The 239-nt window shown below is 74.5% G+C and carries 1 protein-coding gene; it reads left to right on the forward strand.

Features of this window, described 5'->3' with window-relative positions; all coding sequences use genetic code 11:
• The coding region (locus ACQG3P_RS22945; RefSeq protein ID WP_426806334.1) for an ATP-binding protein at positions 1-239 on the forward strand (239 nt) is incomplete at both ends.

A 239-nucleotide genomic window follows, 5' to 3' on the forward strand; every position in this document is an offset into this window, starting at 1 on the left:
ACGTGGGCCTGACCGTAGGCGCGCCCGGCGAGGTGAGCATTGATGTGATGGACCGTGGGCCAGGCATTCCCGTGGCGTCGCTTGCGGCGGTGCTGCAGCCCGTCCATCGGCTGGAGCCTTCGCGTGGCCGCGCCCGTGGCGGCACCGGGCTGGGCCTGGCCATCGCCGCCCAGCTGGCCCGGGCGCTGGGGGGGCGGTTGATCCACGCCACTCGGGAGGATGGCGGGCTGCGCGCAACA

Origin of the sequence: Stenotrophomonas sp. SrG (assembly GCF_050031795.1) — a bacterium.
GTDB classification, from domain to species: Bacteria; Pseudomonadota; Gammaproteobacteria; order Xanthomonadales; family Xanthomonadaceae; genus Stenotrophomonas; species Stenotrophomonas rhizophila_A.